Source organism: Spirosoma validum (assembly GCF_014699035.1).
In the GTDB taxonomy this organism is placed as follows: domain Bacteria; phylum Bacteroidota; class Bacteroidia; order Cytophagales; family Spirosomataceae; genus Spirosoma; species Spirosoma validum.
In genome coordinates this window covers 1-21,100 of the sequence record NZ_JACXAA010000034.1, presented here as the reverse complement: position 1 = coordinate 21,100, position 21,100 = coordinate 1, and the positions used below count along the sequence as shown (strand labels likewise).

24 protein-coding genes and 1 pseudogene are annotated in these 21,100 nt (G+C 48.8%); 14 read left to right on the top strand and 11 right to left on the bottom strand.

Annotated elements, in window-relative coordinates; all coding sequences use genetic code 11:
* Positions 1-163 precede the first annotated feature (163 nt).
* The 5 genes from IC230_RS33595 to IC230_RS33575 form a co-directional block, all read right to left on the bottom strand.
* Positions 164-1,105: an NAD(P)-dependent alcohol dehydrogenase gene (locus IC230_RS33595; RefSeq protein WP_191043464.1), complete on the bottom strand. Its 942-nt coding sequence runs from the start codon at positions 1,103-1,105 to the stop codon at positions 164-166.
* Between the two features lie 95 nt (positions 1,106-1,200).
* On the bottom strand, positions 1,201-2,181 hold the full coding sequence (locus tag IC230_RS33590) for a helix-turn-helix transcriptional regulator (RefSeq protein WP_191043463.1): 981 nt from the start codon (positions 2,179-2,181) through the stop codon (positions 1,201-1,203).
* 107 nt (positions 2,182-2,288) lie between these two features.
* Complete coding sequence (locus IC230_RS33585) at positions 2,289-3,563, bottom strand: sensor histidine kinase (RefSeq protein ID WP_191043462.1); 1,275 nt, start codon at positions 3,561-3,563, stop codon at positions 2,289-2,291.
* The gene (locus tag IC230_RS33580; protein WP_191043461.1) at positions 3,560-4,243 is read right to left on the bottom strand and encodes a response regulator transcription factor; all 684 of its coding nucleotides are present in this window, start codon (positions 4,241-4,243) and stop codon (positions 3,560-3,562) included. Before IC230_RS33580 ends, IC230_RS33585 begins: the two co-directional genes overlap by 4 nt.
* A 124-nt stretch (positions 4,244-4,367) precedes the next feature.
* Complete coding sequence (locus IC230_RS33575) at positions 4,368-5,339, bottom strand: aldo/keto reductase (RefSeq protein ID WP_191043460.1); 972 nt, start codon at positions 5,337-5,339, stop codon at positions 4,368-4,370.
* Between the two features lie 109 nt (positions 5,340-5,448).
* Between IC230_RS33575 and IC230_RS33570 the strand changes: the two genes are divergently transcribed.
* Positions 5,449-5,754, top strand: a complete 306-nt coding sequence (locus tag IC230_RS33570) for a putative quinol monooxygenase (protein WP_191043459.1) — start codon at positions 5,449-5,451, stop codon at positions 5,752-5,754.
* Here IC230_RS33570 and IC230_RS33565 read toward each other — a convergent pair.
* A complete protein-coding gene (locus IC230_RS33565; protein ID WP_191043458.1) occupies positions 5,738-6,232 on the bottom strand; it encodes a PIN domain-containing protein in 495 nt (164 codons plus the stop codon). The genes IC230_RS33570 and IC230_RS33565 overlap by 17 nt on opposite strands.
* Positions 6,229-6,534 (bottom strand): hypothetical protein, encoded by a 306-nt coding sequence (locus IC230_RS33560; protein WP_191043457.1) that lies wholly within the window; start codon positions 6,532-6,534, stop codon positions 6,229-6,231. The genes IC230_RS33565 and IC230_RS33560 overlap by 4 nt, the downstream gene beginning before the upstream one ends.
* Before the next feature lie 235 nt (positions 6,535-6,769).
* Here IC230_RS33560 and IC230_RS33555 point away from each other — a divergent pair, with 235 nt between their 5' ends.
* Both IC230_RS33555 and IC230_RS33550 read left to right on the top strand, forming a co-directional pair.
* The gene (locus IC230_RS33555) at positions 6,770-10,318 is read left to right on the top strand and encodes a carboxypeptidase-like regulatory domain-containing protein (protein ID WP_191043456.1); all 3,549 of its coding nucleotides are present in this window, start codon (positions 6,770-6,772) and stop codon (positions 10,316-10,318) included.
* 27 nt (positions 10,319-10,345) lie between these two features.
* Positions 10,346-10,771 (top strand): hypothetical protein, encoded by a 426-nt coding sequence (locus tag IC230_RS33550; protein WP_191043455.1) that lies wholly within the window; start codon positions 10,346-10,348, stop codon positions 10,769-10,771.
* Positions 10,772-10,792: 21 nt separating this feature from the next.
* Here the strand turns inward: IC230_RS33550 and IC230_RS33545 are convergent, their stop codons facing one another.
* Positions 10,793-11,830, bottom strand: a complete 1,038-nt coding sequence (locus IC230_RS33545; RefSeq protein WP_191043454.1) for a helix-turn-helix transcriptional regulator — start codon at positions 11,828-11,830, stop codon at positions 10,793-10,795.
* 217 nt (positions 11,831-12,047) lie between these two features.
* On the opposite strand from IC230_RS33545, the gene IC230_RS33540 reads away from it, so the two are divergent.
* The 10 genes from IC230_RS33540 (at position 12,048) to IC230_RS33495 (ending at position 18,288) form a co-directional block, all read left to right on the top strand.
* On the top strand, positions 12,048-12,509 hold the full coding sequence (locus tag IC230_RS33540; RefSeq protein ID WP_223861044.1) for a pPIWI_RE_Z domain-containing protein: 462 nt from the start codon (positions 12,048-12,050) through the stop codon (positions 12,507-12,509).
* 39 nt (positions 12,510-12,548) lie between these two features.
* On the top strand, positions 12,549-12,797 hold the full coding sequence (locus tag IC230_RS33535; RefSeq protein ID WP_191043452.1) for a hypothetical protein: 249 nt from the start codon (positions 12,549-12,551) through the stop codon (positions 12,795-12,797).
* A 345-nt stretch (positions 12,798-13,142) separates the two neighbouring features.
* Positions 13,143-13,604 (top strand): pPIWI_RE_Z domain-containing protein, encoded by a 462-nt coding sequence (locus IC230_RS33530; protein WP_191043451.1) that lies wholly within the window; start codon positions 13,143-13,145, stop codon positions 13,602-13,604.
* 53 nt (positions 13,605-13,657) lie between these two features.
* Positions 13,658-14,050, top strand: a complete 393-nt coding sequence (locus tag IC230_RS33525) for a VOC family protein (protein ID WP_191043450.1) — start codon at positions 13,658-13,660, stop codon at positions 14,048-14,050.
* A 178-nt stretch (positions 14,051-14,228) separates the two neighbouring features.
* A complete protein-coding gene (locus tag IC230_RS33520; protein WP_191043449.1) occupies positions 14,229-14,579 on the top strand; it encodes a VOC family protein in 351 nt (116 codons plus the stop codon).
* Between the two features lie 37 nt (positions 14,580-14,616).
* Positions 14,617-15,075: a DUF1569 domain-containing protein gene (locus IC230_RS33515; RefSeq protein WP_191043448.1), complete on the top strand. Its 459-nt coding sequence runs from the start codon at positions 14,617-14,619 to the stop codon at positions 15,073-15,075.
* 224 nt (positions 15,076-15,299) lie between these two features.
* Positions 15,300-16,922, top strand: a complete 1,623-nt coding sequence (locus IC230_RS33510) for an amidase (RefSeq protein WP_191043447.1) — start codon at positions 15,300-15,302, stop codon at positions 16,920-16,922.
* A gap of 143 nt (positions 16,923-17,065) precedes the next feature.
* The gene (locus tag IC230_RS33505; protein ID WP_191043446.1) at positions 17,066-17,263 is read left to right on the top strand and encodes a hypothetical protein; all 198 of its coding nucleotides are present in this window, start codon (positions 17,066-17,068) and stop codon (positions 17,261-17,263) included.
* Complete coding sequence (locus tag IC230_RS33500; protein ID WP_191043445.1) at positions 17,253-17,657, top strand: PIN domain-containing protein; 405 nt, start codon at positions 17,253-17,255, stop codon at positions 17,655-17,657. The genes IC230_RS33505 and IC230_RS33500 overlap by 11 nt, the downstream gene beginning before the upstream one ends.
* 154 nt (positions 17,658-17,811) lie before the next feature.
* Positions 17,812-18,288: a hypothetical protein gene (locus IC230_RS33495; protein WP_223861043.1), complete on the top strand. Its 477-nt coding sequence runs from the start codon at positions 17,812-17,814 to the stop codon at positions 18,286-18,288.
* On the opposite strand, the gene IC230_RS33490 is transcribed toward IC230_RS33495, so the two are convergent.
* On the bottom strand, positions 18,283-18,729 hold the full coding sequence (locus tag IC230_RS33490) for a plasmid pRiA4b ORF-3 family protein (RefSeq protein WP_223861042.1): 447 nt from the start codon (positions 18,727-18,729) through the stop codon (positions 18,283-18,285). The genes IC230_RS33495 and IC230_RS33490 overlap by 6 nt on opposite strands.
* Before the next feature lie 257 nt (positions 18,730-18,986).
* Between IC230_RS33490 and IC230_RS34950 the strand changes: the two are divergent.
* Positions 18,987-19,705: pseudogene (locus IC230_RS34950) on the top strand (IS110 family transposase); the annotation flags it as partial.
* 123 nt (positions 19,706-19,828) lie between these two features.
* Here the strand turns inward: IC230_RS34950 and IC230_RS34400 are convergent.
* Positions 19,829-19,966, bottom strand: a complete 138-nt coding sequence (locus tag IC230_RS34400) for a hypothetical protein (protein WP_317171900.1) — start codon at positions 19,964-19,966, stop codon at positions 19,829-19,831.
* Entirely contained in the window at positions 19,963-20,778 is an 816-nt protein-coding gene (locus IC230_RS33480) for an IS110 family transposase (protein ID WP_223861038.1), read from the bottom strand. The genes IC230_RS34400 and IC230_RS33480 overlap by 4 nt, the downstream gene beginning before the upstream one ends.
* Between the last annotated feature and the right edge of the window lie 322 nt (positions 20,779-21,100).

The following is a 21,100-nucleotide window of genomic DNA, read 5'->3' as shown; positions in this document are numbered from 1 at the left end:
TGCCGTCGCCCGAAGTGGGGTAAAATATGATCAAAAATTAGCCTTACCTATTGTTTCTTAACACAGTTCATCCCGACCAAAAGAGGGAGCTTCGGTATCAAGCAGATACAAGCTCCCTCCTTTGGTCGGGATGACAAAAAACAGTAGCCATGATTCACGTTAGTTACGGTATCGTAATAACCGCTTTACCCAGAACACCACCTTTGGCGGCTTCGGTATAGGCCTGCTTAAATGCATCGATTGGATACGTAGCGCTCACGACAATGGTTAGTCCGTCCGCTGCGTAGTCGGCTATCTGTTTCAGGTAGGCCTGAGAAGGACTCAGATTGAGAATCTCGCGCTTTTTCTTCGAAAATAAATCATGCACAAACGAGCTGACCAAAGCCGTTGGCGAGGGAAGTGTGCTGACATATACCGACTCTGGCTTCATGATTTCTTCCGCTTTGTCGAACGGAAACTTGTTGGCAAAATCCAGGATAACATCATACTGTTTTTCCTGTTCAAGCACATTTTCCTGCTCATAGTTAATCACTACGTCGCTACCCAGTTCGTTAGCCAGATCGATTCCGTTTTTGCCCACAACTGCTGTTACGTGCGCACCCTGTCGTTTGGCTAATTGGGCAGCAATCGTGCCAATACCGCCGGTTGCGCCGTTGATGAGCACCTCCATACCGGCTTTCAGCGGAGCCAGCTTATCAAAAATCTGAATGGCCGAGGAACCAACCACGGGCAGGGCTGCCGCCTGTTCAAACGAGATCGTAGCTGGTTTGTGAGTAATGGCCTCTTCTTTAACCACTACGTATTCGGCCAGGGCACCCCCTTTGAAGATGTCTGCTATACCCAGCACTTCGTCGCCTTTGCTGAAGTTGTGGATGTTGCTGCCTACTTCCTCCACAATACCCGCGAAATCGATACCCACGCTTCTGGGAAAACTGAAACCCGTCATGATTTTCATGTCTCCGTGCCAGATTTTCCAGTCAAGCGGATTGATGGAGGCCGCTTTCACCCGAACTAGGAGGGTATTTTTATCGAGCGTTGGAACAGGTACGTCGGCTAATGTCAGTACGTTTATATCCCCGTACTGATCGTAAATGACTTTCTTCATCTTGTGGTTAATTGCATTAAAAAACTTCCAGGTTTTCCTGCAAAAGTCAGGTAACCAATACGTTTAAAATAACCCTCGACGCCCGAAAAACAGTCTTATTCGCCCGATGAATACTTTTTAGGTGTAATCCCCTGATACTTTTCAAACTGGCGGCTGAAATGACTCAGGTTCACAAAGCCTAATTCGCTACCGACATCAGCCACGGAGTAGTCGCCCTGCCGGAGCAGAAACGCGGCTTCTTCCATCCGGGCTTTCTGGTAATACGTATAGATACTGTCGCCGAATACCTGTTTGAAAAGATCTTTCATCTTAGTTTGACTCAAACCAACCAGTTTAGCCAGCGCTTGTAAGTGCGGAGGCTCACTCAAATCGGCCAGTACAGCGGTTCGGACCTGAAGCAATTTATCCATATCGGTCCTGCTGATCGGATTGTGCCGACTGCTTTCGCGCTGAAGTAGTTTCTTAAAGACCAGATACACCAGTTCCTGGACTTTGAGCTGGTAATAAAACAAACCTAAATCGTTGTCTTCGTTGGCGTTACGTATCTGCCGAAGAATGGCCTGTACCGCCGGACTAATACTTTCATAAAACAAAAATCCCGGCTTATTATCCAGAATGGTTTGAATAATGGAGTTTGGCCGCTTCAGGTTCAGCAGACTCTTCAACTTTCTCGCCGTGATACCTACTACGGTAAAATAGATATGGGTATTGGCCGGGAAACGGATCACGGAGTCCAGATCCGTCGATGAAATCTGAATGGCGAACTCCGTGTTTTTAGCGAGTTTGATTTGTCGTTCGCGCGTAGACAGGCTTACCAGTTCGTCATTGCTGTGGCAGATGATGCTGATCAGGTCAAAGTGTGACTGAGCGGGCCGTCGTTTGATGATGAACTCCTCCTTTAAGCGATAGTCGTGGACTAGTAATTTAAAGTCAGGCGCCAGATCAATTTTTTTTATAGACCCAGACCCCAGTGAAGCTGGAATGGTCAGGGTATCTCCGGTAATTGGGATATTGTACTTCTCACTAAAATGGGCTAAAAAATTATAGTCGGGACTAGTCACAAACTCGATTTCCATAGCCTATCAACCCGTTAAACGTATACTTTGTGTTTAGGTAAGAATTTTGATCAGCGGCCCGGTATTTTCTAAATCTGCGCAAAGCTTTTTGCGGTACGTTACGCCCATTAGTGCAATAACTTTATCTGAAACGAATGTACGTATCGTTCGCTATCGTATTGATACGTAAGCGGCAGGCCATAGCGATCACAAATCTGCTTTACCAGCGCCAACCCTAAACCTGTTGAATCGGGTCGGGCGGGGTCTTTCACAAACCGATTAAAGAGTTGGTTATCCGCAAACGGCAATGGGTTGCCTGTGTTCTGAATGGTTAGCGTATCAGTTACTAACTCGATACGGACAAAGCCTCCGGACGTACCATGCCGGGACGCGTTTTTCAACAGATTCGTTAGCAACACACTCGCTAGTTGCCGATTCATACGTAACGATACGTCTGGCGCGATTACCCGCGTAATAACCAGGTGTTTATGCTGAAAAAATGGCTCATATTCGTCAACGTATTGATTGAGCAAGGCACTCAGATTCAGCATCTCATCAGTAGAAAATTGATCGTTTTCAACCTGGGTTAGTAGTAGCAGCGAACGATTCAACTGACTTAATCGAATCAGGGCATCCGTTGCGCGTTGCAGATGGGCGTGGTCGGTTTCCGTCAATTGTTCCGACTGCAAGAGGAAATCCAGCTCTGCCGATGCTACGGCCAAGGGCGTCTGCAATTCATGCGAGGCATTTTCAGTAAATTGTTTCTGCAGCGAAAACTGCTGACGTATTTTCTGGGTCAGTTCACTCAACGACCGGCTAAGTAAACTAAACTCTCTAATGCGACTGTCCGGAAATTTTGGTTCAACGCCCGTATCAAGCCGAAAGTCCCGAAGCTGATCGATGGTTCCATAAAAGGGACGCCACAACCGACGCGCCAGCCCCAATCCCACCAGAACAGACAACGCCATCAATAGCAAAAATCCGAAAATCACCCCCGCCGACATGATTCGGGACAACTCATCAAATTCATAATAAGGCTGGCTAACGGTCACCAGATACGTTTGTCCATCAGCCTCTACCGTCGACCGAAGTTGCCGTATAGATACCATGTTAGTACGGTCTAAAGGATCAGGCGCCGAGACGTAAATAAAGCCGAGATGAGCGGGTAGTCGACCGGTTATGCGCTCAATATGTGGGTTATCGTCCCCATCAGACAGCAAACGGGCACCTGGTAATTGCTGCTTTAGCCGTTGACTGGTTTGCTCCAACTGGCTGGTCAGAATTTCGTCGACCTCGCGCTGAATGGTTCGGTGAATAAGCACGTAAAATCCGACTGATCCAACCAACGCAATAACCAGCGCAGTCAGTAATAGATAGCGAGCCGTTTGATTCAGCAGACTCATGGCTGGCGAGTCGAGAAAACGTAGCCGGAACCATAACGCGTCTGAATGTAATCCGGACTATTGGCAGCAATCAGTTTCCGGCGGAGATTTTTGACGTGGGTATACAGAAACTCGTGCGAATCGGCCGCGTCCATCCCATCGCCCCAAACGTGTTCAACAATAGCCGATTTCGATAGTAGCCGGTCGGCATTTGTCACGAAAAACAGTAAAAGCTCATACTCTTTTCCGGTTAGTTTCAGATCTGTATCGTGAACGCTTATCCGCTGTTGATCAGGCCAGAGCGTAAGTACTCCAGCCTGTACTTGCGCCTGCCCATTAAACAAGCGCCGACGTAGCACTGAGCGGATACGGGCGTTGAGTTCGGGCAGGTGAAACGGTTTGGTCAGGTAATCGTCGGCACCCGCGTCGAGACCGGTGAGCTTATCGGCCATTGCATCTTTAGCCGTGACGACAATAATCCCGGCCATCGACTGCCGCCGTTTCAGTTCCCGTACCAAATCCAGACCGTTACCGTCAGGCAGCATCAGGTCGACTACGACGCAGTCATAATCGTAATCGTGCGCTTTTTCGGCCGCCTGCCGATACGTATCCGTTGTCGTTACGATATAGCCCTCCCCTTCCAGATACTGAAACACGGCTTTTTGCAGGGCTGGCTCGTCTTCGACCAAGAGGATTTTCATGAAAATGTGTAATTACCCCAACCGATACGTCGGACCGCCCCTGAAGGGGGCTTAGTTGGTCTTTAAGTCAGGCTAAGCCCCCTTCAGGGGCGGTCCGACGTATCGGTTGGGGGTGTTTTTCTACCTACTGACTCCATTCCGTTGGTGTCCGGTCCCAGCGATGGCCTTTCAGTTCGTGCAGTAACTCTGGCTCTAAGCCACTTCCGTCACTGGCGGCAATATTAGCTTCTACGTTACGTATCTGACGCATTCCGGGAATGGTCGTATGCACGTCGGGATTACTCAGAATAAACCGTAGCGCCATTTCCGGCATCGTCATGCCCGCGGGAATAAGTGGCTTGAGCGCGTCGGCATGATCGACACTGCTGTTCAGATTTTCGGGGACGAAATACGTTGAACGCCAGTCGCTGGCGGGGAAGGTCGTTTCTTTGGTGAACGTACCGGTGAGTGTTCCCTCGTCAAACGGCACGCGGGCAATAATGCCCAGATTCAATTCTTTACAGAGCGGGAACAGGTTGTCTTCAGGATTCTGGTCGAAGATGTTATAGATGACCTGAACGGCGTCGATCAGTCCTGTCCGCAACGTATTGAGTGAATTATCTGGCTCCCAGCGATTCACCGAAAGGCCCCACGCCCTCACTTTACCCTGCTGCGTCAGTTTCGTGACGGCTTCCTGCCATTCGTCCTGATCGGCCCAGGCGTCTTCCCAAACGTGAAACTGCTGCAGGTCAATCGTTTCGACACCCAGGTTCTTCAGACTTTTTTCGGTGTATTCAACGATGTAATCAGCCGGAAAAACGTCGGCTAGTTTAGATTCCGGCTTGGAAGGCCATTGGCGATTTTTAGGCGGAATCTTGGTGGCGGCATACAGTTGCTTGTCAGTATTATTCTTCAGCAACTGATTCAGAATCTGTTCGCTGACTCCATCGGCGTAGGCCCAGGCCGTATCGAAAAAATTACATCCCAGATCAACGGAGCGCTGAAGGGCACGTAGCACTTCCTCTTTATCGGAGCCGGTCCAACCCGCCAGGCCCCACATGCCATAACCAATTTCGGAGACCTGCCAGCCCGTACGGCCAAATGTTCGGTAATTCATGAGATAGTACCCTGGACGTCTACGTCCGGGAGAGGTTTAGATTGTTTGCGCTAAATTTACTTCATTCTGTTCTTTATATCGCCCGGACGTGGCCGTCCAGGCTACATTTATGCTCGTACGTATTGTTCGCATGACATTTCAGGAAGATAAACTTCCCGATTTTCATACCATTTTCGACAACTCAAAGTATAAGATTCGGGCGTTTCCAGGCAATCATCATCTTGAGTTACTACGTGATCCCGACCAGCCGAATGTTCGGATGACGTACAGCCTATGGGAATCAGCCGACGCGCTCGAAGCGTACCGACAGAGTGAGTTATTTCGTGCTACGTGGGCGGCCACGAAAGTCTTATTTTCGGACCGGGCAGTGGCATTCTCGGGCGAAAGCTTAGAGAAAATTAGTATATCTGGTTGAAGCGTAGATTATTGAAATTTATAACGGGCATCCCCCTATTTCTCAAATAAGCACTAAAATCGAGATCATCTGTAAGAAGCAGATAATCCTGTTTTACCAATTCACCGGCTATAATATCGCTTAAGCCAAATCGGGTAAATAGTTGAGGTTGCTGCTGAACCGCTCCCTGACTGGGCAAATAAACTTCTTGTGCAACAGCCATATACGCAGCCAGCGTATTAAGAAGCGGACCATATTGATATCGAGTTCCTTCGAGCAGATTGCTGACTTCAGCCAGAATATGAGGTGTTGTAATTAAGCGATTATCGAATAGATCAACGAATTTTTGTAGAAGATAGAAATCATCGGTCGTGTAAAACCCTTTGGTCCGTTTAAATTCTGTAATGCGTTTAACATCATAAAGGCCAACCAAATAAACCGTTAATATATTGCTGTCGAGCAGCAGACCTTTTTTTTGTTGAAGTACTTGGAGACTCATCCCTGAAGCTCCCTAATTTTCATCGACAAAACAGCACCCGTTTTAGCATCGATTTTCAACGTTTTATAGTTTCTTTCCCGGCTTGGATACAAGGTCGATAATGATTCAAGCGTAGCGTTAAGAGGGGTGCTTATTCGTTCGTCCCGCTTTTTTTTATACAGGTAGCTAAAGGTAATGAACCAATACTGTTGCTGGTCGTCCATTTCTACTTCCTCTACCAGCATATCCGATGCATCTTCATAAAGATTTTTCAGAAAATCGGCCCCTTGTTTAGCAACCTCCTTAACTCCAATAGCTTCCATATACTTAATTCCTTTAAAGACAAAATTAACGACTTATCGTTAAGAGTTCTACTACGTCTCGTTATTGGATAAATATAACGATCTTACTTCTACCGGTCGTTATAAAAGCTTTATTTGCGGACCGGGCTATAGCTTTTTCGGATGAGAAGCTGGAAGACGTAACAGGCTGACGTAGTGAGTAAAATTACCGAATACGCGTCTTCTTGTTGATAGCAAAATAACTGCTTCAACGACTATGTATCGTCTGGTTCGCGTCGTTTGGCTAACGGCCTGCCTGCTGGCCGGAATGACGGCGTCCGTAGTTGGCCAAACCGTAACCATTACCCTTTCGGGTCACGTAACAGATGCTTCTACGGGCAAGCCGATGCCCTTTGCAAATGTTTATCTGAACGGCAGTACGCGGGGTACGCTCACCGACGAGAAAGGAGCGTTTTCACTCACGGGCATTCCACTTGGTACGGCTGAAGTAGTGGCTTCCTTTGTCGGGTATCAATCCGAAAAGAAACGCCTTCGCTTTGACAATACACAGGCCAAAACAACTACGTTCCGACTCAAGCCGAGCGATCAGACCCTGAATGCCGTAACGGTCCGGGGAAACGTAAAGAAGTGGCAACAGCACCTCCGTCAGTTCAAACGCCAATTACTCGGCGAGCCCTTTGGCGGACAGTGCCAGATTCTGAACAGCGATGCAATCAGTTTTAAGGAAGAAAACGGGCATCTAAAGGCAACGACAACGGAGCCGATTGCTATCGAAAATCAGGCCCTTGGCTATAAGCTCTGGTATGACATGCTGTATTTCGATGGCACGAACCAGAAAGTCTATTATGCCGGTACAGCTCGTTTTGAGGAAATGAAGCCGGAGAACGAAAAACAGGCAAACCGCTTCCGACGTAACCGAATGATTGCTTACCAGGGATCAACCCGACACCTGATGGCTACGCTGGTCGACAGTACGTATGAACAGGCCGGTTTTCTGGTTTATCAGGAAAATATGGCCATCCCAATTGATCGGGACCGATCCATGCACACCACGTTGACCGGGTCAATCAAAAGACGATTACTACCGCTACGTATTCATGAGTTGATTCTACCAGGGAAGCTTCCGTTTGAACGCCGGTTGGTAACGCCAAAGCCACTGGTGGTTTTTTATATCCACGCTACGTCGCCCTATTCGCCTTATGCCGATGCGCGATATGCTTACTCGCAGATTACGTTACCGACCGGACAATTTCAGTTTACCGTCGATGGAACCATCACGGTGCCGGAAGGCATGGAAATTCAGGGGTCGCTGGCCGACGACCGCCTGTCGAGACTGCTACCTGCCGAATGGCAACCCAATGCACTGGATGCGGATTCCAAAACCAGTACGCCTGTCGCAACACAGGGCAAATTTCTGCCGCCCGATGCCCGACTGGGTCGAATCGCCACATCGTTTAACGATCGCTTCCAGGCCCTAGCTCCGGTTCTATTTCTTCATACCGATAAGCCCTTCTACGCAACTGGCGATCGGATATGGTTTAGCGCTTATTTGCTGGACGCAGCGACTCATCAACAACCACTCGGTGAAACAGCCATTCATGTTGACGTACTGACAGCATCAGGGAGGACGGTCCAGCATCAGTGGTTACGTATCGAAGATGGTCGCGGGGTGGGCAATTTTCGGTTATCGGACTCCCTGGCTTCCGGTACGTATCGGCTTCGGGGTTATACAGATGAGGACGATAGACAGAAACGACCCGCGTTTGAACGTTCCGTTGCCGTTTACAATACGCTTCAGCCAACAACGTCAACTTTAACGGACAATACACCAAAATCACTCGACATTCAGTTTCTCCCTGAAGGTGGACGCTGGATAGTTGGCCTACCCGCTCGATTGGGCGTCAAAGTCGTCGGCACGGATGGGCATGGCTTTGCTGTATCAGGTCGAATTGTTGACAATACGGGGGTAGAAATTTGTCGGTTAATAACCAATAGGCTAGGCATGGGCCATATTTCCCTGACTCCACAAGCGGGCCGAACGTATTACGCAGAGGTCGTTCAGGCGGATCAGCAACAGCGGATTCCTTTACCCGCTGTTGACCCGGAAGGACTAATCTTATCGGTTGATGCCGTTAGTGATAGCACAAGACTTGGCTTAACCGTGATGGGCAAAAATCTTCCGTCGCAGGATTCGGCTTATGTGTTGATTCAGCACCGGGGTCGGCTAGTTGATCAGCGAAAAATTCTACTACAGAATGGTGTAGCGCGCGTAAGTTTATCGACAGCTACGTTGCCGTCTGGCCTAAATCAGATTACCTTATACGATGCCACTGCCCGACCGCAGGCTGAACGATTGGTTTTTCTACCGGAGCGAATCCCGCCTATAAAAGTCATTATCGGCCTGAATAAACAGCGTTATCAACCGCGCGAACAAGCAATCCTGGGCATTACGTTAAATGACGATGGACGCCCTGCCTTGGCCGCTTTGTCAGCTTCGATAACGGATGCTACGCAGGTTCCCGACGATACGGCGGAAGCCACTATTCACACACATCTACTCTTAACAGGCGAACTACGAGGCCGGGTGGAGCAACCGAATTATTACGTTAAAAACACGACCTCCGAAACACGTTGGGCGCTGGATGATTTGCTCTTAACGCAAGGCTGGCGACGCGTTAGTGGTACACCGGCTACCGAATTACTCGGTGGCGTATCGTTGATGGGACGGGTCCTCAATCCGCAAAATCAGCCTATAGCCGGAGCACAGGTATTCGTAGCCTCGACCAAAGCCAGTCAATCGTTCGTTAAATCAGCCGGAGCCGACGAACGAGGGCGATTTCGGCTGGCGGGCCTGGCCATTGCTGATACAACACAGTTAATGACCCAGCTTACGAACCGACAGTTGAAAGACCTATCCGACAAAGAAGCACACCTGGTGCTGGAAGGCCCGGACGTAAACTGGGAACGCGACACAACAAACGTATTGCCAAACTGGAGCGCCTTGCGGGCACAGCTGGAAGCCGCCCGAATGCGCCAGGAGAGCGACGCTGAATTTTACCGGGACAAAAAAGTAAAGCTATTAAAAGAGGTGATCGTTCGCGCCAGAAAATTCGACGAGCGGCCAGATGATATTCGCCAGCGGAGTTTACACAATGGCGCCGATGCCACGATTTTGTTCGATGACAAATCACCCCGCTTCGCCAATCTCTACGAAATGATTCGAGGACGGGCACCTGGAGTGAGTGTCATACAAAACACGCTAACTAACAGTTATCAGGTACTTATTCGGGGAATAGGGAGTTTAAAAAGCAGTACCCAGCCTCTGTTTCTCATGGATGGAATGCCGATTCAGGATACGGACGGAACCAGTTTGTTAAGTTTTAATCCCGGTGATGTTGAACGTATCGAAGTGTTGAAAAACGGGACCAATGTCGGAATTTACGGTGTTCGCGGAGGCAATGGGGTGATTGCGTTTTACTCAAAGCGTTTTCGACCAGACCAGGATAAATCTGCCATAAAACCGGGCATGAAACCCTTGCAATTCATCGGCTACCCATCGGTTCAGCGCGAATTTTACGTACCACGCTACGACCTCAAACCCGACGAAGCACAAACCGACGTATCGTCACGCGTTGACCGACGGGATGTGCTCTACTGGAAACCCATCATCCGCACCGATTCTCAAGGCCACAGTCAACTACTATTTTTCCTGTCGGATGTAGTTCGCACCGTACGGATCACGGTGCAGGGTATCACGGCCGACGGACGGCCCGTAGTTGGAACAGAATTGATTCGGGTACAGTGATTTGCCGATCATCAAAAGTATTGAGGCATGATGCATGTAGCACCTTTACTCGTTGTTCTCACGATCCTGACTTCCTGCCGTTCTCTTCCTAAAGGATCAATAAACGCAAAAATAGCAGGAACGTGGCGGCTATATGAGTCGGGAGACGCGCCGGGTGGAGGCACTTACGTGGTTAAATCAATTCGCCCAGTCCCAGCTCAGACCATTACGTTGTCACGTAACGGACGATTCAAGGCAGAGGGATCTGATCCATTCTTCATAAGTTTGTATGTTCCCATACAGCGCTACAGAGCCGAAAAAACACCTACAACCGAAAATTATTTCAGATTTGGGTATTGGGATTCAAAAACGCGTCGCCTGGTCTATCAAGGCCTCACGCTGAAAAACGACACGTTACGACTAACACCACTTTGCTACGAGGGCTGTCATTTTTCTTTTCTACGAATCGACTAATACGTTAATCACTAATTACAGTCACTGAGCCTTCTCGGTATAACGAGCCAACGTAGCCGCTAGTGACTCGCGAATCTCCTTCGCTAAACTGGCAGGCTGTAATACGGTCAGATGTTCGCCGTAGCTACGCAGGTGCATAAGCAGATCCCGATTGGGCGCTAGTCGCAGACGGATCACGCATTCGGCATCCGTATCGCGTACAACTTCCTGCGTCTGGTGAATAGGCTTGGCTTTTACGTACCGTCCGAACAAGGGCGAGAATGAAAGCAGAATCTCCTCAACGGGTCCACTACTATCGGTTATTCCGTAAATATGCTCAAATAATTCACTGACGTTGGTTAATACATCATCTGGAACAGCACAACGATCATCGGTGATTTCCAGGTCGCTCATCCGGTCGAGGGCGAAGGTACGTTCCTTGCCGCTGGGCTCATCATACCCAATAACGTACCAGCTATCCGCCACTTCACGTAACAGAATGGGGTGCAACATGCGGAGTTTTGGTTTTTCGGCTAACGTAGCCGATTCCTCCGTTCCGGTTTCGTGTTTGCGATAGTGAAAGGCAATTTGCCGGTTCTGGTTGATAGCCCGAATCAGCACCGGAACGTAATGCCGATTGCTGCCCATTATCCGCTCTTCTACGTACACAACCCGGCGAGTCAGGGTCTCCGTTTTCACCTCCCGAATAATATCCAGACTCTGACGCACTTTCTGCAGTGCATTAGCCAGTTCTCCCGCCACTGAAGCGCCCTGTGTGGCCGTCAGCACCTCGCGGGCGTAATCGAGCGCTTCCATATCGTCAGGCGAGAGCATCAGCCGTAGCAGCCGAAACTGCGGATCGGTGTAGTAATAGCCATTCCGTCGTTTGTCGTAGGCAATGGGCGCATCGTGATCTTCGCGCAGGCGCTGGATATCTTTCTCCAGTGACGAAATGGAGCGAATCCCGCATTTATCCTGACACAGTTCAAACAAACGTTGCTTAGAGTATTGGCGGGGATGGCGACTGATGATTTCGTCGATCAGGCGATAGCGTTGAAACGCGGAGCGGGTAATAGGCATGATGGCAGAGGGGTTAGGGCAGGGGGCAGGGGGTTATGGGCATGGGGCAGAGGACGAGGTTGTTTCTTTTTACCCTCTGCCCTTACCCCCGTGCCCTCTGCCACCACAAAAAAGAGAAAAAAATTTTCACAAAAAAAGAAGAGCGTAAAAAGATTACGTTTTACCGGGTAGAACTTTGTTCTGTGAATTTTTAACAACACTACTAATGAACACTCTTATGAACACTAACCAGAACCATAACGCCGGATACGCTCCCTCGCTTTTCCCAGCTCTGAGCTCCTCAACTGCATGGTCAACATCAGTTGGTACGAACCGTGCCAAACGCGCTACGTTGTCGGCTGGGCAATTGCTCGACATCGAACTTGGTTTGTTTCTGCTGTCGCAGTTACTACCAACGGCTTCGCCCGACGTACTGCCGAACCTGCTGACGGATAATGGCTCGTCGTTTCTGGACCGTCCGACCTGGACACCTAAACAACATAAGCTGCTGAATCGGGGACGGCTGTTGCTGAGCCACATTCTGCAACATAACGTATGGAACGCGCTGCTGGATGCCTACACAACCATTCCCGATCGACTGCAAGCGTACGACATCAGCGCCGACCGTAGCCGGTTTGGCGAAAAGACCGTCGGCTTTTTTCGCAACCGGGTCATTACGTTGCGCCAGATGGTAGGATAAGAATAAACTATAACTAATTGATTAAAAGTAAGATCTGAAATGAACGCAATCTTGAAGTCAATTACTCCGACCGCAGTTTGTCAGGCGGCTACAACCTTAATTCTCGCTGAGGGCGGCACATCTACGCTCGTTGTTCAGCAATTCCTTCGGAACCGCGGCTATCGAGCGCATCAGGAGGAAGTGTCAAAATGCCTGTCGACCGTAGCTTCGCAGGAAGGCTGGAACATCAACGACAATGGTCTGTTTCAGGTCTACTACTTCCCTACCCTAGGCGCTTTTCCGCAATAAGTTTATTCGCGGGCTAAAGCCCATGGATACGATACAGGAGCAACAATCAACCCAGAGCGAAGTCATGATGATTTGTTGGGCTCTAAAAAGTCATATTCTAGTCATACAGCACGGAAGTAAACTGATCCGCCATCTCTATTGGGGCTATCTGAACTTGATTGGCCTACTCGTTTGGCACTCCCGATTCCTCTGTCTGACGTATCAGCCCTTTGCCCGATCCCTAACCCAAAAACTGACCCAAACTTTTTTGCGATTTTGGTAAAAAAAGTTTGACAACCTGAGAACAACGTAAAAAAATTACGTCCTAAAGGTGCGATCTTTGATATGAACAGTAAACAACAGCTAATGAACACGCTATCAACTTCCACTAACCTAACCATACGCCCCGGCCTGGCGAATCTATTGCGCTGGCAGGAGCCGCTGGTTACCCGCCTTCGTTATCGTCATACCTTACCGGGCATGGTGGCTAACCGGATGCTTAATGTTGAACTGGGTTTGTATCTGCTGGCAGAATTATTACCGCTGGTTCCACCCCAGTTTCTGCCCGATCTGCTCAACGGTCAGGGTGCCGCATATCGTCAACGCCCAATCTGGTCGCCCCGACAACACCGGGCGCTGAATCAGGCGCGTACGTTGCTGGCCCCCTATCGCAATCCGAGTGTCTGGTTTAAAGCGCTGGATAAATACGCTACGTTACCGGCAGACGTCCGCGTTTTTTCGCTCAGTGTGCGGGGCGGCTGGAATTCCGACGTGAGCAGCTACGTCCTCCGCGAACGACTGAGCTTGTTTCAGGGCGTGTTAGCGTAAGCGAAAATAGGTCTGACTCTTCATTTGTATAGGTTATACTAGAATTGACGACTATGAAAAAAGTAACGGGCCTCGGCGGCATATTTTTCAAATGCGATGACCCGCAAGCCATGAACGACTGGTATGCCAAAAACCTGGGATTAACTACCGGCGAATACGGGACAACATTTGAGTGGCGGCAGGCGGACGATCCGTCGAAAAAAGGATCGACAGCCTGGTGTGCGTTTCCGAGTGACACACCCTATTTCAATCCGTCGACTAAGCCCTTTATGATCAATTACCGAGTGGAAAATCTAGCTGCGCTGGTGGATGAATTAAAAAGGGACAATGTGACCGTTATTGATGACATAGCGGAGTATGACTATGGCAAGTTCGTACACGTGCTCGACCCGGAAGGCAACATTATTGAGCTTTGGGAGCCGAACGATGAGTTGGAGCAGAGATAAAACAGCTGGGTAGAGGTTTTATGACTGATAAAGCACTAAGGTTCAAACACTTCAGGTTCTAAACCCATCGCTGTAGCTTGACGCTAATCAGAACTGGCTCACGTAATGAGCTAAAAGCATAGTCAGGACAGGGTTTTTGCCTAAGTGCACGGGTTACGTTAACGATTCCCTTTTTATAATGAAGTATCTCTCCATTGAGCCTTTCGTCCCCTCTGGTAGTGATTTTGACGGCTCAAAGCAATTTTTTCAGGCATTAGGATTCCACATGAACTGGGACGCTGGTGACGTTGTCGGTTTTGAACGGGACGGATGTAAATTCATTCTACAGAAATTTGATAACGTAGCGTTTGCCGAAAACTTTATGCTCAGCGTACGCATCACCAGCGCCGATGAATTCTGGCGGGACGTAACCGATAAACAACTCTCCCAGAAATTCAATGTACGGATCAGCCATCCCACTAATCAACCCTACGGCCGGGAAGTAAATGTTATTGATCTGGCTGGCGTATGCTGGCATTTTATTGAGTAGGGCTGCCTGGTAAAACGGACAATCTAACATTCATACCATGACACTACCGAACATCTTTACGACCGACGTTTCAGACAACGTAATTCGACGAATTAATCAACTGAAACCAACAACCGCTGCGAATTGGGGAAAAATGGACGTTGCTCAAATGCTGGCCCATTGCAACGTTACGTATGAACTGATTTACGAGGACAAACATCCTAAACCCAATTTTCTGATGAAGCTGTTTCTGAAAGCTTTTGTCAAGAAAACGGTAACCAATGCGGTCCCTTACAAACGGAATACACAGACGGCCCCTGCTTTCCGGGTTACCAACCCACGCAATTTTACCCTGGAACGAAATCGGCTTATCAACCATATTTCAAAGACACAGCAGTTGGGTGAAAATCATTTCGACGGCAGAGAAGCGCCCGCGTTCGGCGTACTGACCAAAGACGAGTGGAATAATATGTTTTACAAGCACTTAGACCACCATTTAACGCAATTTGGTGTGTAAGCAGAGCTTTTCACAAAAAGAAATAGACCGCAGACGGCTATGATTTCTATGATTCGTGATGATTTTGTATCACTGTAGATCATACTAATCATAACTATCTGCGGTCTATTTTTAACCTGCACCGGTAGGATAGCCTTTATTAGAGATAAAAGGCGTGGTGGAGACAGGCTAAAATGTGCTAATTTGGGCATTTACGCCGATCCAGATTTTCACTAACACACTGTATGAACCGACGGAGTTTTATTAAAACCAGTTCAGTTGTTTCCGTTTCCGCGACTACGGTGGCCGCAACCGCCTGCTCATCGCCAAAAACGTCAGAGACAGACAGCAAAGAAACTCCCTTTGTTGACGACTTTGCGCTCAATGAACTCACCATCAACGAGCTGCAACAGAAAATGCAGTCGGGTGAGTACACGGCCGAAGCCATCGCTCAACTCTATCTGGACCGTATCGATGCCATCGACAAAAAGGGCCCTCGTCTGAACGCCGTCATTGAACTCAATCCCGACGCCCTGACCATAGCAAAAACGATGGATCAGGAGCGTAAGGATGGAAAACTCCGGGGACCCATGCACGGCATTCCGGTGCTCATCAAAGACAATATCGATACTCACGACCAGATGATGACCACGGCCGGCTCATTAGCGCTGGAAGGTCACAAAGCTGCCAACGACGCGTTTATCGTTACGCAGTTGCGGAAAGCTGGCGCGGTCATATTGGGGAAAACCAACCTGAGCGAGTGGGCCAACTTCCGGTCAAGTCGCTCCACCAGCGGCTGGAGTAGCCGGGGTGGGCAAACCCGAAATCCCTACGTACTGGACCGAAATCCAAGCGGTTCTAGTTCAGGCTCCGGCTCGGCTACGTCGGCCAACCTCTGCGCCGTGGCGGTAGGTACCGAAACCGATGGCTCTATCATTGCGCCCGCATCCATGTGTGGGCTGGTTGGTCTGAAACCGACCGTAGGATTAGTTAGCCGAAGCGGCATTATTCCCATCTCCCAAACGCAGGACACCGCCGGACCAATGGCCCGAACCGTAACCGATGCGGCTATTTTACTGGGCGCACTGGTGGGTGTCGATTCAGCCGATGCCGTTACGCTCGAAAGCCGTGGTAAGAGCGTAACCGATTATATGCAATTTCTGAAAGCAGACGGTTTGTCGGGCAAACGGATTGGCGTCGAAAAATCCTTTCTGGAAGGTCACGAAGACGTAGTGGCCTTATACAAAGCCGCTATCGACGTACTGAAAAAACAGGGCGCTACGGTCGTAGAAGTGGAATTGCGGAAAGGACTTCGGGAAACGGGCGGAGCCGAATTTACGGTACTGCAATACGAGTTTAAAGACGGCCTAAATCGGTACCTGTCGAAAACCAACGCTCGTGTCAAAACCTTAGCCGACGTCATTGCCTTCAACAAAGCGAATCAGGCAAAAGCCATGCCGTTCTTCAAACAGGAAACGCTTGAAAGCAGCGAAGCCAAAGACGATCTGACCAGCAAAGAATACATTGAAGCGGTAGCCAAAACCCGAGCCTGGCGTCAACGTATCAACCAGCTGATGACGACTAACAAGCTGGATGCCATCGCGGGTACCAGCATCGGCCCGGCGGGCTGCATCGACCTCATCAACGGCGACTACGACACCGGCTTTTACTTCTGCCAGCCAGCCGCCATGGCCGGTTACCCTCACCTGACCATCCCAATGGGCACCGTTCATGGCCTACCTGTCGGCTTCTCCCTCATCGCTGGAGCATATCAGGAGGGGACACTACTGTCAATGGGTTATGGGTATGAGCAGGCGTCTAAGAAGCGGATTCGGCCTACGTTTACAGTGTTGTTGATTCCGGAGTGACGTAGCGTTATTATCTGGTCGGACTTATATGAGGTGATTCTTACGCTCAACCTGCAATAGCCAGAAAAAGCTGATAATGAAAGGTTTAGCGAAAAATCAGAAATTGCTGTAATTTGCAGTGTTATCTATTATTTATGTAGGCTATGCGAGTAGTATTAGAAGTCAACGATTCAGAATGGGATTTTCTGGCAGAGCTGCTTAAAAAATTTCAATTTGTCCGCATTCAGCGAACAGAGCAGACAGAAGAGGTCAGTAAGCTAGATTCTCCTCCTCGATTTGAAGCAACTCAGTTAAATACACAGGGATTTACGTTCAACCGTCAGGAAGCGAATGAACGGTAACTATTTTATCGATACCAATGTGCTGATTTATTGCTACACCGTGACTGAACCAGATAAGCAATTGAAAGCCCGGCAAATTGTAGCACTCAGCGGTCGAATGGTATCGACACAAGTGTTACAGGAAATGGCTAATACATTGCGTCGTAAATTCAAAAAGGGGTGGCAGGAAGTTAGTGCTACTCTGAATGAGGTAAGCAGTCAGTTTACCATTCATCAGAATTCCGCCGATACGATTAGCAAAGCCATTAGCATCGCAGATCGGTATGGTTATTCGTTTTATGACTCGCTTATTATTGCTGCTGCTTTAGAAGCAAACTGTTCCGTTTTATATTCAGAAGATATGCAGGATGGACAAGTTATTGAGGGCGCATTAACAATTCGTAGCCCCTTCTAATCCTATTCACTGATCGCTGTCGTACTTTTTTGGTCAATGACGCGAGCTTTCTTTATTGACTTTTTTGACACATGGAGCGTTAGAGTAATCCAGAATTTCCGGTTCGATCTAAACGCTAAGACATACCTAAATGCTGGGTGCTAAGCGTCAAAATATGAACCCGTTACAACTAATGCGCGTAGAAGATTTATCGCCCCAAACACTCGACCGGATCAGACACAACCGCTGGGACCGGATTATTGAGAAACATGAAGGCCCTGAAACATGGGAATTGAAGTTTAAGACGTACCAGCCTGATGATATGATTTTCCAGTGGGACCCAGGCTTCAACCCGATTGCGGCCCGCCCACAGTTCATGCAGGTAAGCGTTCATTGGATACTATTACCAGTCAGCCGAAGCCATCACCCCAACATCACTATTCTACACCACTTTCGGAGCGAAGATCACGCTAAGCTGGTTGTTTATCTCAAAGACACTACCTACGATGATAGTCTGTTCGGAGCCGGATACGTCGCCATCGGTGACCGCCAACCCGAAGGATTTTACCTCACGACCCTCTACCACGAGTGGTTCGTCATCGATTATGACGCTGAAGCAAAGGCGTTATTTAGCAAAGAGGAGTCTTCATAAAGTTCGACAATAGTTTGCTGAGCAATCCGGATATTGCTCTGGAGATTTCCCCACTTTCTCTACAATGCGGGGCTTGGTCATTGTCTCATCGGGTAAATGTCGGATAACCGTAATGAAAAACTCCCAGCGCTCGGCTAAATCGAAGATGTACAGCAGATACTGCTCTTCGTATAAATTTAATTGAGCGAGCGTAACGGTATCAGCCGATGGATTTTCGCTCCAGTCATCTTCGGGCGAACTGTAACACTCTCCGTTGAGCGGATTGCGCCAGTTCAGGTAGAAATTATAGAGATGATCATTGTCAAAGTTGACGGATTCCTGAATTATATTGTGCAGATCATGCAGCGTCATTGTAGCCGGTATCGCAATCGTACACGACACGCCATGATTGGTCAGGTCGACCGCATCGGCCTTTAGATTTGAACCGTCGCACGATTCCAAGATTAGCGTGTAACTTGATACCACTCACAAACCGTGAGCGACCAACCCCGGCAGGACTATCTTAACGCTTCGGCAAGGCAAAACCTATGGATCGATTCAAGATCCTGCCGGGATATTTAGACTCTGACTTCAACCGGATGGCCGGAGCCATAGAAATGCGGGTTCGCGGCCCATAAGCAAGGTATTGAACCGGGCCGCCGGAGCGGGTGTCTAACGTTGGCCAACTCATTCATTCTTACCCTGTAAAGTTATGCAATTTGACCGCGCGGGCGGCCCCGTACTTCGTTGGCGTAGATGTCTCTAAAGCCACACTCGATTTTGCTGTCGTAAAACTTAACCAGATTCTTTTTTACCAACAGGTGAGTAATGACAAAAAAGGTATTACTGAGTTCCTTAAAGTGTTACGTCAGCACACCAAAACGACCATCAGCCAATGTCTATTCTGCATGGAACATACTGGAATTTACAACAACCCTTTGCTAAAAGCGCTTCACCAACTAGCAGCCAGTATTTGGGTGGAACGGGCCGTTCATATCCAGGAGAGCGTAGGTCTCACTCGTGGTAAAACCGACCGCGCGGGCTGCCCCGCAGGTTGATGCCAAACGCATTGCGTTGTTTGCTTACAAAATCGGATCGCCGAAGAGACCGCGATGAAGCCCGCTTGTGGACCCCACCACGTGCTGTAATCGCCCAATTGGACCGATTGACAGCCCAACGAGCCCGCTTAGTAAAAGTCATTAAAATACTACAAACGCCATTAACTGACTCAGAATGCTTTATCGAAAAAGCTAACCGAAAGGCCAATCAACAAGCTTGTGCCGCATCCTTGAAATCCCTCAAAGCAGATCTTAAGAATGCCGATCGGGCGATTGCTGAATTAGCTCAGACTGATCCTGAACTCAAGCGACTCTTCGAGCGGGTGACCTGCGTAGTGGGTATCAGCCAAACAACGGCGGCTGAAATCATCGTTACTACCGCACGGATTTCCATGGTTTATGCAAGCGTGAGCGTATAATTTTCGTCATATTTCTGCTGGCGGTGCACTACCGAACAGACCCGATGAATCAGCTTATTACATACAGCGTTTAAGACGAGCATTTTATTTTTGCCCTCGGCCAGTTTGCGTTGGTAATAATCCCGTAGTTCGCCCGCAACGGCGGCCCGGCTTCATACGAATTGCTGACATGGCTCCTAAATGAAAAACCGACTTCAATCGTAAACGGGCGTGTTGATTCACGCGCGTTTTGCCGCGCACACTACTCCCTGATTTGTACCGCACAGGCGGCCCTGTCGAAGGGGACAACACCAGCGTGACAGTCGGACCGCCGATGCGGCCAGTTTTTTAGGATCATTGATCGCTTTAAATTCATCGGTGGCCACGATCACCTCAGTAGCAGTAGCTGGACCAACGCCAGGTACCGAGGTGATCCAACTGAAGAGTTCCTTAAGTCGATCATCGTTTTGAATGAGTTCATCGATCTGTTTGTCTGCTGCTTCTAAATCAGTATTGATGGCTTTAAGCGATGCTTGACAGTTTTTGATGAGTTGTTTTTGTAGCGCAGAATCAACAAAGCCAGCTTGTTCGGTAAGGGGTTGTTGAAGTTGTTGACGAACCGACAACAGCCGTTGACGTAATGCACTCAAAGCTGATAGTCTTTGTAAAATAGGGCGGGGTAGTTGCCAACGCCGCATTTTATCCCGAAATCGAAATGCGTATTCAGCAATACGTACTGCATCAATGGCATCCGTCTTACCCCGTTGTAGGCCACCTGCCTTTTTAATTTGCAGACTGCTCTCTAGCCAAATCGGCAAATGCAGTTTGTAAAGGGAAGCTAAGAGGTGAGCACTATAAATCCCAGTATGTTTGAAGCAGCAGACAGCTTTGGTCACTGTAAAGCCAGGTAGTACTTTGATCAGTTTGATTGTAGCCCTAATATCTATCTCTGTGTTATCTGACTGGCTTTGTAAGACGATAGCTTTGCCATCATAAACAGCCCAGTCGAGTGTGGCTTTCGAAACGTCAACGCCAATAAAATAGCGAATATCCATGAGCAATGATAATTTAGAGCAGGGCCGCCTGTGCGGTCCAACAAGCAATCACTTACCTAATCACTCAAACCCTTGCTAATGGGGCTGCATCCCCGAATTTCCATTTGAGTCTGGGTAAGCAAACAGGGTGGGTCCTGAATCCGCGCATAGAGCTGACACTCTGCGGCCCCATAGGCTAGCCCACCCTGTTGACTTGTTGGCAAGCTATCCTAAATCTTAGAATCTTACCAAAGGCCAAACCTAAAGGGCGGCCCCGTCTATCTTTTTTTTCATCGCAGCGGCGATCCGACAGCCAATTCGCTTTGATTTGAAAAAATACAGC